The 13,864-nt window shown below is 35.4% G+C and carries 12 protein-coding genes; 3 read left to right on the forward strand and 9 right to left on the reverse strand.

Features of this window, described 5'->3' with window-relative positions; genetic code table 11:
• Nucleotides 1–39: 39 nt before the first annotated feature.
• The 8 genes from AC4CVH_RS03750 to AC4CVH_RS03785 form a co-directional block, all read right to left on the reverse strand.
• Complete coding sequence (locus AC4CVH_RS03750) at nucleotides 40–1,152, reverse strand: 5-methyltetrahydropteroyltriglutamate--homocysteine S-methyltransferase (protein WP_490786398.1); 1,113 nt, start codon at nucleotides 1,150–1,152, stop codon at nucleotides 40–42.
• Between the two features lie 122 nt (nucleotides 1,153–1,274).
• Nucleotides 1,275–1,427: a hypothetical protein gene (locus AC4CVH_RS03755; protein ID WP_490786399.1), complete on the reverse strand. Its 153-nt coding sequence runs from the start codon at nucleotides 1,425–1,427 to the stop codon at nucleotides 1,275–1,277.
• A 227-nt stretch (nucleotides 1,428–1,654) separates the two neighbouring features.
• Complete coding sequence (locus AC4CVH_RS03760) at nucleotides 1,655–2,953, reverse strand: MFS transporter (RefSeq protein WP_490786400.1); 1,299 nt, start codon at nucleotides 2,951–2,953, stop codon at nucleotides 1,655–1,657.
• A gap of 13 nt (nucleotides 2,954–2,966) precedes the next feature.
• The gene (locus AC4CVH_RS03765; protein WP_490786401.1) at nucleotides 2,967–3,929 is read right to left on the reverse strand and encodes a phosphoglycerate dehydrogenase; all 963 of its coding nucleotides are present in this window, start codon (nucleotides 3,927–3,929) and stop codon (nucleotides 2,967–2,969) included.
• Between the two features lie 72 nt (nucleotides 3,930–4,001).
• Nucleotides 4,002–5,012 carry a 4-hydroxythreonine-4-phosphate dehydrogenase PdxA gene (gene pdxA / locus AC4CVH_RS03770; protein WP_490786402.1) on the reverse strand — a complete coding sequence of 337 codons (1,011 nt, stop codon included), beginning with the start codon at nucleotides 5,010–5,012 and terminating at the stop codon, nucleotides 4,002–4,004.
• Nucleotides 5,013–5,014: 2 nt separating this feature from the next.
• Nucleotides 5,015–5,917, reverse strand: a complete 903-nt coding sequence (gene dapA, locus AC4CVH_RS03775; RefSeq protein ID WP_490786403.1) for a 4-hydroxy-tetrahydrodipicolinate synthase — start codon at nucleotides 5,915–5,917, stop codon at nucleotides 5,015–5,017.
• 32 nt (nucleotides 5,918–5,949) lie between these two features.
• Entirely contained in the window at nucleotides 5,950–7,110 is a 1,161-nt protein-coding gene (locus AC4CVH_RS03780; RefSeq protein WP_490786404.1) for an iron-containing alcohol dehydrogenase, read from the reverse strand.
• Entirely contained in the window at nucleotides 7,103–8,383 is a 1,281-nt protein-coding gene (locus tag AC4CVH_RS03785) for a four-carbon acid sugar kinase family protein (protein WP_490786405.1), read from the reverse strand. The genes AC4CVH_RS03780 and AC4CVH_RS03785 overlap by 8 nt, the downstream gene beginning before the upstream one ends.
• Before the next feature lie 206 nt (nucleotides 8,384–8,589).
• Here AC4CVH_RS03785 and AC4CVH_RS03790 point away from each other — a divergent pair, with 206 nt between their 5' ends.
• The 3 genes from AC4CVH_RS03790 (at nucleotide 8,590) to brnQ (ending at nucleotide 13,192) form a co-directional block, all read left to right on the forward strand.
• Nucleotides 8,590–10,377, forward strand: coding sequence for a sigma-54-dependent transcriptional regulator (locus AC4CVH_RS03790; RefSeq protein ID WP_490786406.1), 1,788 nt, complete (start codon nucleotides 8,590–8,592; stop codon nucleotides 10,375–10,377).
• A gap of 97 nt (nucleotides 10,378–10,474) precedes the next feature.
• Complete coding sequence (locus tag AC4CVH_RS03795) at nucleotides 10,475–11,737, forward strand: oligosaccharide flippase family protein (protein WP_490786407.1); 1,263 nt, start codon at nucleotides 10,475–10,477, stop codon at nucleotides 11,735–11,737.
• A gap of 111 nt (nucleotides 11,738–11,848) precedes the next feature.
• Nucleotides 11,849–13,192: a branched-chain amino acid transport system II carrier protein gene (brnQ, locus tag AC4CVH_RS03800; RefSeq protein WP_490786408.1), complete on the forward strand. Its 1,344-nt coding sequence runs from the start codon at nucleotides 11,849–11,851 to the stop codon at nucleotides 13,190–13,192.
• Nucleotides 13,193–13,262: 70 nt separating this feature from the next.
• Here the strand turns inward: brnQ and AC4CVH_RS03805 are convergent, their stop codons facing one another.
• Entirely contained in the window at nucleotides 13,263–13,781 is a 519-nt protein-coding gene (locus AC4CVH_RS03805; RefSeq protein WP_490786409.1) for a peptidylprolyl isomerase, read from the reverse strand.
• Nucleotides 13,782–13,864 lie beyond the last annotated feature (83 nt).

A 13,864-nucleotide genomic window follows, 5' to 3' on the forward strand; every position in this document is an offset into this window, starting at 1 on the left:
CTAAAAAAATACTGCCGGAAATCCTCCGGCAGTATTTTTTTAGTTATTCCAAACGCTCTCTGCTATATCTTTTACAAGTTTTATCTTGTCCCATTGCTGCTTTTCGCTTAAAGAATTTCCTTCTTCCGTAGATGCAAATCCACACTGCGGACTTAATCTAAGTCTTTCGATTGGTATATATTTTGATGCTTCAAGTATTCTCTTCTTTATAAACCCTTCATCCTCAAGCTCAGGTTTTTTTGTAGTTACAAGACCGAGAACAACCTTTTTGTCCCCTGATACATGCTTTAATGGTTCAAAATCTCCTGAACGTTCATCATCAAATTCAAGATAGTAACCATCTACATTTTCTTTGTCAAAAAGTATTTTTGCAACCGGAGCATATCCCCCTTCCGAAGCCCATGTTGAATGATAATTTCCCCTGCACACATGTGTTGTAAGAACCAAATCTTCAGGCTTTCCTGAAATAGCCTTGTTATTCACCATAAGATAAAGATTCATAAGTTCATCAATATCTACGGATTTTCCCTGTCTTGCCTCCCAGTATTTCCTGTCACAAAACATTCCCCAAGTACAATCATCAAACTGTATATTTCTGCATCCTGCAGAATAAAGATCTTTTATAACAGTCCTGTATGCAGCTGCAATATCATCCACAAGTTCTTCCTGGCTTTTATAATAAAAGCTTACCGGCTTCTCTCCGGTATTCCTCTGGATTTCAGCAAGAAGCTGTGCTGGCGCTGGAATAGTCTGTCTTGCTGTAACTCCCTCTGTTTCAAGAGATTTTACAAACTTAAAATGCTGTACAAAAGGATGATTCTCTCCGCTTATCTTTCCTGTAACTGCAGCGGATTCGGCTCTTGTTTGCTCACCATTGAAAGAGTAGCCTTGCTTTGGACTTACCTTTTCTATTCCATTCAATCCCCACATAAAATCGAGATGCCACCAGCTTCTTCTAAATTCTCCATCTGTAATTGTTACAAGACCTGCTTTTTTCTGTTTTTCCACAAGTTCTCTTATGCATTTATCTTCCACTAACTTCAGTTCTTCACTGCCTATAACATTTTTCTCATACTTTTTTCTTGCTTCTTTTAATTCTTCAGGTCTTAAAAAACTTCCTACTATATCATATTTATATGGTATCTTACTCATTTTATATTCCTCCTCATAATTGCACTTAACTAAAATCCTGTTTAAATTATACAATAATTCCGAGGTATAGTGAAATACATAAAACAAATAGTTTGATATAGCTTAAAACTATACCAAACTATTTAAAATGATTTTACATGAAGATTAGATTTAATCTCCTCTGTATACAATACACTTTTCGCTACATATACTATAAATCCAGATTCGTATTCTCCTATTACTTCAACATCCAGTAACGCATTTATCTTGACTACACTGTGAGTTCCCATGACCATAACTATAAACGGACATGCCCCTTGCCTCCCTTAGAGAATCAATAACTGCTTTTGTTATTTGGGCTAATCGGAAACTCCTCTGATTCCGATCCCAACAGCTATTTTTTTTCCTTTTAAATCCATACTATATATAACATTTTTTACTTTACTCGATACTTCATATGTCACATTTTCAATTTTAGTATCATCAAAATACTGTAAGTACCATCTCTTTTCCACATAAAAATTTACTTAGCTAAAATATTTTCCTTGACTTCTATACGTTCAACCTTTCCAAGCAAAAATGCATAATTGAGAATAGCAAGTATTATCAAAAATGCAGAAAACAAAAGTGCAGGTACAAATGATCCTGTTGCACCAACTATAAACCCTGTAACTATAGGTCCTACAACTCCCCCCATATTCGAAACAGTGTTTTGCATTCCTGCTACAACAGATGTCATATTCTTAGGTGCAACATCACCCGGAAGGCTCCATACTTGAGACGCCGCAATAGTAGTTCCCGACTTGGCCACGCATAGTAAGATTATTGCTAAAGTAACTGACTTTGTAAATGCTGCAATTCCTATGAACGATGCCATGACAAGTCCTGAAATCATAAAAACTTTTCTAGTTGCAGTCAATGACAATATCTTCTTATTGTAAATCTTGTCGGACAACCATCCTGCTGCAACCTCCGCGAGCATGGCACATAAAAGTGGAAGAGATGCAGCGAATCCCATCTTTAGCAAACTCATACCTCTCTCTTTGACCAAGTACGTAGGAAGCCAGGTTATAAAAAAATATGAATTGTAGTTTATCATGAAAAACCCTATGCACATAGCCCATATATTTCTATATTTCAACAATTCATACCATTTCATCGGCTGATTTTTATCAGAATTTTTATTTTCTTCAGACTTATCTTGATAAATGTACTCCAGTTCCTGTTTATTTACACCTTTATGCTGCTCTGGACTATCCTTGTAATAAATCATCCATATTATAGTCCACATTATTCCTAAAACCCCTATTATAGTAAAAGTCCATTTCCAGTCCACAACAACAATAAGCCATGCTATTAAAGGCATTGCAACTGCCCCTCCAAACTTTGATCCACTGTCAAACAATCCAGAAACTGTGGCACGCTCTCTCTTTGGAAACCACTTTGACGTTATCCCTGCATTACTAGGATATGCGCCTGCTTCTCCCAGCCCAAGTCCTATTCGGAATCCCAAAAGTGACTTGAATCCTGTAGCCAAACCCGTGATTGATGTAATTAAAGACCACCATCCAACAGCAAAGCCAAGCGTCTTTTTTTGTCCTATTCTATCGGCTACCCATCCAGCAGGAATCTGCAGTAATGCGTATGACCAAAAAAACGCAGACATCAAGATTCCCATTTCTCCAGAAGTGAGTTTAAATTCACTTGAAATGTGAGGTGCAGCTGTTGAAAGCACAGTGCGATCAATATAGTTGATTGCTATTGCAGCCCACATCATAGCTGCAATAACCCATCTAACTTTTGTCATTTTATTGTCATTCAAAGAATATACCCCCCTAATTATACTTTTTCAAATCATTTACAACAAACTTAGGCATATTTCCACTTATTAACACCTCCACGATATTCTCAGCACATGTCATTCCGAGTATGTTTGTAGCGCCTGCAGTATATCCTGCAATATGCGGCGTAGTTATAACATTTGACAATTCAAACAAGCCACTTGACTTTAACGGTTCAGATTCAAACACATCCAAGGCAGCACCTGAAATCACTTTTTCTTTTAAAGCTTTATGAAGGTCTTCTTCAATCACAATCCCTCCTCTTGAAGCATTAATTAAATATGAACTTTTTTTCATAAGCTTTATCTTGCTGTAGTCGATTAAGTTTTTTGTTTTTTCTGAAAGTGGTATATGAATTGACACAAAATCACTTTTCTTTAAAAGTTCATCAATTGACACCAATTTAATTTGATTTTTCTGTACAAACTCCTTGTCCGGGAAAGGATCATATGCAAGTATATTCATATTAAATCCACTTGACCTAACAGATAGCTCTTTCCCAATATTGCCGAGTCCTATGATTCCTAGAGTTTTTCCATAAACATCATTCCCAAAAATTCTAGGCCACTCACCTTTTTTCGTAAGAAAATCTGCTCTTGGAATCTGTCTTGACAAAGAAAGCAGCAATCCAAATGTAAAATCTGCTACTGCATGTTTATTTGCATTTGGAACATTTGTAACATATACATTTCTTCTTCGGGCTGCATTTAGATCAATATTATCAACCCCTACACCGTGCTTACATACGATTTTCAACTTTGGAGCATTCTTTAATACGTTTTCATTGATATCCGTAAATGCAACTATAAGTGCATCTACGTCATCTATTTTTTTTATAAATTCAGCTTCACAAATATCAGCAGGAAGATATTCAACCTCTATTCCATTCTTATTCAAATACTCAACCGGCTCCTTAGAATATTTTGCAAATGACGGAGACGTAGATATAACTTTCATACTTTCACATCCTTTTTATTTTTTATCAAGCCAGTAAAACATAATTTTTCCTGAAACACTGACTTGATTTATTTACGATAATTTATTTTTTGGAAGTAATTCAACTGCAGCATTAATTGCAGACAGAATGCTCTTTTCACTTGCCACGTTTTTCCCTGCTATATCAAAAGCAGTTCCATGATCAACAGAGGTCCGTATGACTCCCCCATTTAATCCTACTGTTACGTTTATTCCGTCTTCCATTCCAAGTACCTTTATTGGAATATGCCCCTGATCATGGTAGCACGCCACAACAATGTCGAACTCTCCGTTCAAAGCCCTCAAAAATACTGTATCCGGCGGATATGGTCCTGTTGCATTTATGCCCTCTTTTTGTGCTTTTCTTATCCCCGGCAAAAGTTTTTCCTCTTCCTCGCCATTTCCAAACAATCCATTTTCACCTGCATGCGGATTTATTCCAGCAACAGCTATTCTCGGATTTTCATATCCTGCCCTGCTTAAAACCTCGTGTGCAAGTTTAATTACCTTATACGTTCTATCTGGATTTATCATCTCAACCGCCTTTACAAGGCCAACATGTGTTGTAAGGTGAATAACCTTCAATTTAGGCGAAGAAAGCATCATCGAATAATCTTTCGTATTTGTCAAATGGGCGAGAATCTCCGTATGTCCTGCAAATGCATGACCTCCTTTTTGCAGTGCTTCTTTATTTAAGGGAGCCGTACATATGGCCTGTATTTTTTTATTCTTGGCAAGTTCAACCGCCTTTTTTACAAATTGAAATGCTGCATTTCCTGCATCCGGTGACATTTTCCCAAGTTGTAACTTTTCCGGTAGAATATCAATATCAATGCAGTCTATAACGCCATGCAAATACTTGGCAGACTTTATATTATCAATTGCATTTATCTTTACATTCAAGCCGGAAGTTTCAACAGCCTTCTTTAGAAATTTTGCATCTCCTATAACAACAGGTGAACAAATATCATATACATTTTTATGATCAAGTGCCTTTACAATTATCTCAGGGCCTACACCTGCTGCATCTCCCATTGTAATTCCAATTACAGGTTTTGATTTCATATTTAGTGCATTCCTTTCTTCTTGTTTTCTTCAAGTACTTTCTTTAACGCATTTATACCCTGTTCCGGAAGTTTATTAAATGGTGCCCTGCATTTTCCTACATTGTATCCGAGCAGTGAAACTGCAGTTTTTACGACTGTATTCGGATTTCCATATTTAAAGCAGGCTCGGAAGCTTGCTATGCTGTCCTGATATTTCCTTGCCTCTTCCCACTCGCCTTCAACATAACAATTATATATCTCTGCCATTGTATGAGGATAGACATTTGCACAGCCTGCAATTCCGCCTACTCCGCCTGCCTTGAGAGTCCATAAAATCAACTGGTCATTTCCGCAAAGCAGATCAAAATTTGGGTTCTGTGATGAAGACTGCAAATATCCAAGTATATTTGTAAAACTTCCGGAAGAATCTTTTATTCCTATAATGTTGGGTATTTTACCAAGCTTTCCAACGATTTCAGCTGACAAAGCATTTCCTGTACGTGCAGGAATGTTATATAAAACTATTGGTATGTCTACCGCTTTTGCAACAGAAGCATAATGATCATAAAGTTCATCCTGGCTTGCTGCAGCAAAGCTTGGGGTAATAACGCTTAAAACATCAGCACCAGCATCCATTGCCATTTTAGACTGGGAAATTGTCTCTTTTGTAGAAACGCATCCTGTTCCTGCATAAACAGGTACACGGCCATTCACCTCATCAATTACAGTTTCAAGAACAAGTTGTTTTTCTTTCCCATCTAAAATATAACCTTCGCCATTTGTTCCAAAACAGAATATTGCATGGACACCATTTTTTATCTGGCGGTTTACCTGTTCTCTGAGAACAGAAACGTTTATAGACTCATCATCATTCATAGGGGTAATTATCGGAGGAATTATTCCTTTCAATTCAACTTTTTTCATCTTAAAAACTTCCCTTCTATAAAATATATTAGTTACATTATTTGTCTGTAAATTTTTCTGGCATCTTCATGGGTGACTTTTTTCATATTGTTGTCAAGCAGGCGTGTAACCTGCATTCCCGAATCTACCAAAGACTCAAGATCACTCGATGGTACTCCAAAACTTGAAAGTGATTTAGGAATGTCCAAGTGTTCTACAATTCTATCAAGCTCGCTTATCATAAAATCACTTTTTTCATCAACTGTACTGCAATTTTTACTTGGATGAACACATCTATCGTATGCTGCGGCAAGCCTATCTGTACATAGATCTTTATTGAAATTCATTACCGGTACAAGTAAAATTGCATTAGAAACTCCATGTGGAATATGATATTTGCCTCCCAATGGATAACTAAGTGCATGTACCGCAGTTGTACCTGAGGTTGTAATGGCAATTCCTGCATAAAAGCTTGCAATCTGCATCTTGTTTTTTGCATCCATGGCGCATTGATCATCGCAAGCCCTTACTATATTGTTCAAAATCATATCCAATGCTTCAAGTGCAAATATGTCACTAAAATGATTGGCCTTGTTTCCTGTAAAACACTCAATGGCATGAGCCAGTGCATCAATTCCAGTAGCAGATGCAATTTTCCTTGGAAGATTTTTTATCATAACAGCATCCAATATTACATAATCCGAAATCATACTATCATTTACAATCCCAACCTTTAGTTCCTTTTCAGGTACTGCCACTATTGCATTAGGCGTAGCTTCAGCTCCAGTTCCTGCTGTTGTTGGTATCATCAATGTTTTTACACACTTTTTTGCCATCTTTGGATTTTCAAGCAACTCATACACGCCATACTCTTCTGTAACAAGAACACTTGAAAGCTTGGCTGTATCCATTACGCTTCCACCACCTACAGCCATAATAAAATCCGCGCTGCTTTCCTTAAACTTATCTACAAGCTTTTGAACCTGTCCATATGTAGGCTCAGCAGGCAAATCATCAAGTATCAATGTCTCAACACCGATTTCATTCACAAACTTCATCGGATAATCTAAAAGTCCGGCTTTTTCTATACCTTTATCTGTAAAAACAGCAAGCTTCTTTACCTTGTTCTCATTAAGAATTGATTTTATATTTTCAAGTGAATTCTCACCACTATACACTGCATTGGGCAATTTTAAATTGTATTGTTTAATCATCTGAAATATTCTTCCTCTCATTTAATTTAGACAACATGCCTGGTAAATCATTAAATAATGTTTTCTTACCGAATCCGCCGGATTTTGAAATAACATTCAGCATTCTGTCTTTATATTTGAACCTTGAAAGTACAACACCTCGTTCTATCTCACATACAGGAAACACCTCTTTGATTTCAAAATAATATACAAAGCTTACAAGTGAATCACCCCCCATAATAAAAACTGTTTCGTTGAATCCAATGTCAATCAACTTCTTAAGTACCGCCGACATGACAGTGCTTATAGTTGTTCTCATCCTACCTTGAGACATTCCAATCCTTGCTGCATGCTTTACAGTACTTTCGAAATCTTCTCTATCACTTGTATCAAGAATTACCATATTGCTTTTTTTGCACAGATCATATAGTTTTTCTACAAAACTATCCATCTCATTACTTTTAATCCAGTTCAAGTCCAATTTTTGATCGGACGTAAATCCAATACGCACTATACCTTCTTTTTCTGCATAATCACACTGGGCAATAGAAACTGGATTTACACTACCGCAAGCTATAAGCATTTTTCCACCTATCACTGGAATTTTGCTTTTATTCCCTGCCCACTTCATCTTTTTAGCCAGTACCCCTGCAAATCCTGCACATCCTGCTAAAATACCAAGCTCATTGTTTTCCACAAGCGACTTCACTATGTTATCTATATCTTCTGTTGATTTGGAATCATATACTAAAATTCCACTTAAATCACAGTTGTTGTTTATTACTTTGTTTCCAAGTGTATTTACATGAATGTCAGTTTGTAAATTTATAATATTCTTTATATTCGAGCATTGAACAGGTTCAAAAGGATCATGTCCAAAAACACTTTCAGAAACAGGAATACCATCTATGTAATGTATGCCATTAACAGTTGTACGTCCCATTTCCGGATACGCAGGTATGAAGTGAAGTCTTTCCTGTTTGCTTGCCTTAAGCGCTGCCTCAAGCTCAGCTCCCACATTACCCCGCAGTGCAGAATCAGTCTTTATATACACACCTGGTATTCCCTTAGCTTTTGCATTTTTTACAATCGAAAACACTATTTTACCGGCTTCATTTCCACTGAGATGACGTACTTCTGCATCCACTACAAGTACCTCTACACCAGGAGCAATTTCATCATAATCAATTGTAGTTCCAATCATCATATGTGTCTTGGCCCCACAATTTGTAAATTGCACTCCTGTATCCAATGCCCCTGTAAAGTCATCTGCTATTATCAATAATTTAATCATAAGTGCCCCCTAAAATCAGCAAATTAATTTCTCATATCTGTTAAATTTATTATACTAAAGGGATTTTTTCTGTGAAATGAAAACATTTAATTTTTTCGTTTAAATATGAAACGTTTTTGTATTTATTGCATTTTATTTCTTTATAATTATAATTATTATATATAGTGTTTCATTTTTAAACCAAATTTGTCAGGAGGATATTTAAAATGCCATCCAAAGTAAGGATTTTAGCCATTGCACCATATAAAAGCATGAAATCTTCACTCTTAAAAGTCTCTGAAGGTTATAAAAATATAGAATTAACGATTACAATAGGTGATTTGAGAAGGGGCCTTGAAGTTGCTCAAAGCAATTTTCACGGCAACTATGACGTTATAATTTCAAGAGGCGGTACTGCCAGACTAATACAAAAATTCGTATCGCTTCCTGTAATAGAGATAACGACTTCTGCATACGACATTTTAAGGGCTCTCAAACTTGCCTGTGCAGATACCAAAAAAGTTGCTGTCGTAGGTTTTTCAAATATTATAGAAAATTTACTGTCTTTAAGAAAACTTCTTCCATATAAAGTGGATGTATTTTCAATAAGTTCAAAAAATGAAACTTCATCAGTACTCAAAAAACTAAACTCCGAAATGTATGATTCAGTTCTCTGTGACATGATAACTTACACTACTGCCAGAGAGTTTGACATGAATGCATTTTTAATAACATCTGGAATTGAAAGTCTTAAAACTGCAATCGATACATCAATATCATACTGCACAAACTACAATCACTTACGATCAGAAAATCATTTTTTGAGACAGCTTATTCATGGAAAGGATTCAAATACCATAGTATTTGCAGCAAACGGGAAATTATTATATTCTACACTTTCTGATAATACTACGGCGGTCCTGGATATTCTAAGAGAAAAAATAAACAAGATACCTTCAAATGGTAAAAGATACTTTGTACATCGTAAAGGAAAAACACTTTATTCGATTCACTCAAAAAAATTTCTGTCTGAGAAAACACAATACACTGTATTTTACATAAGAACAAGCACTTCTCCAAATACTGGTAACAGGTGCGGAGTGAGCTACAGCAACTTTGAAGATGTCAGGAAGAATTATTTCGACAGCACGTACAGCGTAATAGGTTCCTTTCCCGGACTTACCGATACAATTTCAAAAATAAATCAAAACCTTTATCCTGTAATCATATCAGGCGAAAGCGGAACCGGCAAAAAACAAATCGCCAAAATCATATATCTCAAAAGCTCCATAAAGGATCATCCTTTTGTGGAAATAAACTGTTCTCTGGTTGATTTCAAAATATGGAAATACCTTTTAAATCATCACAACTCCCCTCTTTGTGACTCAGGCAATACTATCTTTTTCAAGGATATAGATATTTTATCCGAAGACTATAAGAGACAGCTCTTAAATGCCTTGGTTGACATGGAAATTTCAAAAAGAAACAGAATAATACTGTCATGCACAAACTCCTCTGAAAAACCACTTGATTCAAATATAATGGAATTTGTAAATGAACTCCGCTGCTTCATACTTAATTTACCTACACTCAGATCCAATAAATCCCGAATAGACTCAATAGTAAATTTATATCTAAACAAAATAAACATAGACATGTCAAAACAATTCCTTGGCGTTTCCGAAGAAGCCATGAAGATGCTCCGTGAATTCGATTGGCCATACAATTACACTCAATTTAGCAGAGTTGTGCAAGACTTGGCCATAATGAGCAGCAACACATATATATCTTCCGAAGAAGTAACAGAGGTCTTGGAAAAAGAAAAAAATATATCGCCAACTTCCTTTTATCCAAAATCCCATGGAAAGCCCATAGACATATCACTTCCACTTTCAAAAATAAACAAAAATATTGCACTTGAAGTTTTGAATATATTCAGCGGCAACCAGACAAAAGCCGCTAAAAGTCTTGGAATAAGCAGAACTACACTGTGGCGCATGATAAAATCGAAATAAACCTCAGATGCAACAATTTACATATATTAATTAGTCAGATATTATACAAAATGCTATAATTATTTGTGACTTTTAAAATCTGTAGGTGGAGGACTTTATGAAGGATATAAATATAATAAAAAATGCATTAAAGAAAGGTTTTGTACAAATATTCAGTGCAACTTTCATAAACAAGATTATACAATTTGGGATATTAATTTTTTTAACAAGGATACTTGGCAAACAATTATATGGAAAATTCTCCTATGCACAGAACATATTGAACATGTTTCTGTTTCTGGAAGGCCTTGGAATGGTACCTGGAGCGCTACAATACTGCAGTATGGAAAAATCGGAGGATAGAAAACTCTCATTTTTCAAGTACGCACTTAAAATAGGGAGTCTTTTCAATCTTTTGATTGCAGCATGCATCTTGATATACACAAGCTTTTTTACACTTCCTGTAGAAGGAAGCACTGAAATACTATTTTACTTTTCCCTGATACCACTACTTACTATATTTTTTAACGAAATTCAAACACTCCTGAGAGTAGATTTTAAAAATACTGAGTATTCATCAGTATCTGTCATAAACACAGTTTTGTACTTTTTAGGCAACATGGTTCTCGGGAAATATTTCAGTGTAAAAGGTATAATAGCAGGACGATATATATCTTATATAATATCCATTGCAATCGGAATATATCTTGTACGCGGGCAGATAAAAAAATTAAGATATATAGAATATCCTGAAATAGGAGAACGCAGGGAGTTTTTCAAATATTCGTTTGTATGCTGCTTTACAAATGCCATGTCACAGTTTCTTCTTGTCATGGATACATTTTTTGTAGGCCTTATATTGAAGGACAGTTCAATTGTGGCATCATATACTGCAGCTTCACTTATTCCACTAAATCTAACTTTTATTCCTGCATCCATAATAACTTTCGTGTATCCTTATTTCGCAAGACACTGGAATGATAGAAGATGGATAAAAGACAAATACAGCATATTTATAAAATATCTGTTTATATTCAACGCCTGCATAACTGCGGTTCTTGTAATCTTCGCACCATTAATTGTAAATATAGTATTTACAAAACAGTATTCGGATTCTGTTACTAACTTTAGAATACTGTCTATCGGATATCTTATAGCAGGCACATTTAGAATACCCGCCGGCAACATACTCGCCAGCATGAAAAAAGTAAAGGTGAATTTTATAAATTCTCTTGTAACAGGACTCGCAACTATACCACTTGACATACTACTTATAAGCAAACTAGGTTCGACCGGTGCATCATTTGCGACAGTTTTAGCATATATTTTGTCATCTTTGATATCAAATATATATATTGCCAAATACTTAAAAGACTGCTAGAGGCTTTGACTGTCTACGAGTCAATTGATTTATAAATTGTATTTTAATTTTAACTATGCTATTATTTTTTTGTGTAATATACTTATACATATTGGGGGGGACAATCTATTTATGGAAGAAAAATTAACTTTTAAGAAGAATCTATTGATAGGTTCTTTATTGTTTGGGCTATTTTTTGGTGCAGGAAACTTGATATTTCCTGTTCAAATGGGTCAGGAATCTGGAAGCAACACATTAGCATCAACAATTGGATTTTTAATTACAGGTGTGGGACTGCCTATTTTAGGGATAGTAGCTTCAGTACTTTCAAAAAGCGAAAGTCTGATTGACATGGCAAATCCAGTAGGTAAAAATTATTCAAAAATTTTCACCTGCCTATTGTATCTTACCATAGGACCGTTATTTGCTATTCCACGTACCGCTACAGTTGCATTTGAAATAGGTATTCATCCTTTTATATCCAACAACTATTTAAAAATTGGATTATTTATTTTCTCTCTTATTTTTTTCATTTTTACAATTTACTTTTCTCTAAAACCGGGACGGATTCTTGATTGGATTGGCAAATATCTTACTCCTATTTTTCTGGTGCTTTTATCAATACTTTTAATTGTAACCTTTATAAAACCAATGGGACAAGTTAGTCAATATGCTGCCCGTGGTCAATATGCCACCCAGCCATTTTTTACTGGGGTTTTAGATGGTTATAACACCATGGACGCTCTGGCATCTTTGGCTTTTGCCATTATAATTATTTCCAATATAAGAAAACTTGGTATAAAAAATTCTAAATCAATTGCTTTGGAAACATGTAAGTCCAGCCTTGTAAGTGTTATAGCCATGACATTTATCTATGCATCCCTGGCTTATATGGGTGCCACTAGTTTAGGAAGTATATCCCGTGCTGACAATGGCGGAAGTATTTTATCCATGGTAAGCAGTCATTATTTTGGAGTTACAGGCCAAATATTACTGGCTGCAATAGTAACAGTCGCCTGTGTAAAAACAGCCATAGGGCTTATAACTTCCTGTGCTCAGATGTTTAAGGAAATGTTCAAGGAAACTATCTCGTATAAAAAATACGCAGTTCTGTTTACAATATGCTCATTTATACTCGCCAACTTCGGACTAAATACAATTATAAAGCTTTCACTGCCAATTCTAATGTTTCTGTATCCACTGGCAATCACTTTGATTTTATTATCCATTTTGACTCCAGTAATACACAGGCAGAGCACTATCTATAAATGGACAACTGTTTTAACAGTCATAGCTGCATTTTTCGATTTATGCAAAGCACTTCCTGATCCTTTGTCAAAAAACGCGGTGATATTAGATCTTATTAATTTTGCACATTTATATTTACCTGGCTTTGATTATGGTTTCGGGTGGATATTGCCTGCATTCTTCGGATTATTAATAGGCTTTTTAATTACAATTTTCAACAAAAGTTAAACTAATTCTCTATACGGTTTTGACCGCCTTAAGTAAATTTAAAGCGGTCAAAATTTTTTGTATTAAAAATTTAAAATTTGTCTGGCTCACTGTATTCTTCTCCAAATGTATCCACAGTAACACTTTCCATTATATGGTCCTCGATCGGCCTATCATTGTAATCTCTTTTACCAGAAGCTATTTTAAGAACTTCTTCAATTCCAAAAATCACCTTTCCAAATGCCGCATACTGACCGTCAAGATGTGGTGCTTCCTCTGTCATTATAAAGAACTGAGAACCCGCCGAATCAGGATCCATGGTCCTTGCCATTGAAATCACTCCTTTTTCGTGCTTTAAATCATTCTTAAAATTGTTGTATGAAAACTCTCCCTTAATTGAATACCCAGGGCCTCCCATACCAGTACCTTCCGGATCTCCTCCCTGAATCATGAATCCAGGTATTACCCTGTGAAAAATAGTTCCATCATAGAAACCTTTCTTTGCAAGTGATATAAAATTATTTACTGTATTCGGTGCAACTTCAGGATACAATTCTATTTTTATTTTTCCACCATTTTTCATCTCGATTGTTACTACAGGATTTTTCATAAAGCACCCTTCTTTCTATAATATAATATTACATCCTATTATTTTAAAACATACTGGATATAAAGTCTACCTTATAGATATAA

Source organism: Clostridium pabulibutyricum (genome assembly GCF_058242705.1).

Excerpts from the sequence above, each read along its gene's own strand:
- AC4CVH_RS03750 (WP_490786398.1), bottom strand. The coding sequence starts at position 1,152 with ATGAGTAAGATACCATATAAATATGATATAGTAGGAAGTTTTTTAAGA.
- AC4CVH_RS03755 (WP_490786399.1), bottom strand. The coding sequence starts at position 1,427 with ATGGTCATGGGAACTCACAGTGTAGTCAAGATAAATGCGTTACTGGAT.
- AC4CVH_RS03765 (WP_490786401.1), bottom strand. The coding sequence starts at position 3,929 with ATGAAAGTTATATCTACGTCTCCGTCATTTGCAAAATATTCTAAGGAG.
- pdxA (WP_490786402.1), bottom strand. The coding sequence starts at position 5,012 with ATGAAATCAAAACCTGTAATTGGAATTACAATGGGAGATGCAGCAGGT.
- dapA (WP_490786403.1), bottom strand. The coding sequence starts at position 5,917 with ATGAAAAAAGTTGAATTGAAAGGAATAATTCCTCCGATAATTACCCCT.
- AC4CVH_RS03780 (WP_490786404.1), bottom strand. The coding sequence starts at position 7,110 with ATGATTAAACAATACAATTTAAAATTGCCCAATGCAGTGTATAGTGGT.
- AC4CVH_RS03785 (WP_490786405.1), bottom strand. The coding sequence starts at position 8,383 with ATGATTAAATTATTGATAATAGCAGATGACTTTACAGGGGCATTGGAT.
- AC4CVH_RS03790 (WP_490786406.1), top strand. The coding sequence starts at position 8,590 with ATGCCATCCAAAGTAAGGATTTTAGCCATTGCACCATATAAAAGCATG.
- AC4CVH_RS03795 (WP_490786407.1), top strand. The coding sequence starts at position 10,475 with ATGAAGGATATAAATATAATAAAAAATGCATTAAAGAAAGGTTTTGTA.
- brnQ (WP_490786408.1), top strand. The coding sequence starts at position 11,849 with ATGGAAGAAAAATTAACTTTTAAGAAGAATCTATTGATAGGTTCTTTA.
- AC4CVH_RS03805 (WP_490786409.1), bottom strand. The coding sequence starts at position 13,781 with ATGAAAAATCCTGTAGTAACAATCGAGATGAAAAATGGTGGAAAAATA.